The organism is Dolichospermum sp. UHCC 0259 (assembly GCF_009711935.1).
Lineage (GTDB): Bacteria > Cyanobacteriota > Cyanobacteriia > Cyanobacteriales > Nostocaceae > Dolichospermum.
This window is the reverse complement of sequence record NZ_VIKX01000275.1, coordinates 53,088-54,229: the sequence shown is the minus strand read 5'-3', so window position 1 is coordinate 54,229 and position 1,142 is coordinate 53,088. Positions and strand designations below refer to the sequence as shown.

Genomic DNA, 1,142 nt, shown 5'->3' with positions numbered 1-1,142 from the left:
ACTTATGGCTCATTTTATGGTTCACAATTTAGCCCAAGTTATGGTTCAAGTCACAGGCACAAAGGGAAAATTCTCAAAGTAGTTCGCGCAAAACCATTTTAGTGGTAGCCTCCAGCCCCACCAATGAAGCGAGATTGCGCTTAGATAAAGAGGTGCGAGAAATTGAAGAGGGTTTGCGAAGGTCGCAGCATAGAGAAAAATTTACTTTGCAGCAACGTGGGGCTGTTCGTCCTAATGATTTACGTCGTGCCATGTTGGATTTTAATCCCCAGATTGTTCACTTTTCTGGACATGGTTCTGGTGAAGATGGATTAGTTTTAGAAAATGATTTAGGAAAAGCACAACTTGTTTCAACTGAGGCTTTAGCAAATTTATTCAAACGATTTGCTACACGAGGACTTGAATGTGTTGTTCTCAATGCTTGCTACTCGGAAATTCAAGCAGATGAGATAGTTAAACATATTGATTATGTGGTGGGGATGAATAGTAGCCTTGGAGACGATGCCGCTATTAAATTTGCAGTTGGTTTTTATGATGAACTAGGGGCTGGTTATTCTTATGAAGATGCTTATCACGGTGGTTGTGATGCGATCGCCCTGCAAGGAATCCCAGAGGAACATACCCCAGTATTCAAAAATATAAAAAAAAGTCCAATTAAGGGCAACAAATCCAGTTGATGAATTGGTACAAAAAGTGCGATCGCACTTTCATGATGATATCCACCGATTACATAGCACCATGCCATTATGGGGTGTAGATCACTGGGTTCCTTTAGGTGATTTGTTTGTGGATGTGAACATCCTAGAGGAACTGAGCAGTAGTCGGAAATCAGAACTCGATGACCTGTGGCAAGACTTCAGTAAGAATCCAAGTTATCGCAGTTTAGATCGCATTGGCTTGGGTGAAGAACGGCAAAGGGTTTCAGGACTAGAAGTGCTGGAAAAAAATACGAATTTAATGATGGTGGGTAAACCAGGTTCAGGGAAGACCACTTATTTGCAGCGAGTAGTTACGGAATGTAACGCTGGCAATTTACAAACGCACCGAATTCCAGCCTTGATTAAACTGCGAGATTTTGTAGATGATGGACGTAAGTTTGCTTATTCACTAGAACATTATTTTGAGCAGTGCTGGCGTAACTG

The 1,142-nt window shown here is 41.5% G+C and carries 2 pseudogenes; both read left to right on the top strand.

What is annotated here, in order from left to right:
• Nucleotides 1–77 precede the first annotated feature (77 nt).
• A pseudogene (locus FJR05_RS23565) lies at nt 78–677 on the top strand (CHAT domain-containing protein); the annotation flags it as partial.
• A 4-nt stretch (nt 678–681) separates the two neighbouring features.
• Nucleotides 682–1,142, top strand: a pseudogene (locus FJR05_RS23560) (histidine kinase); the annotation flags it as partial.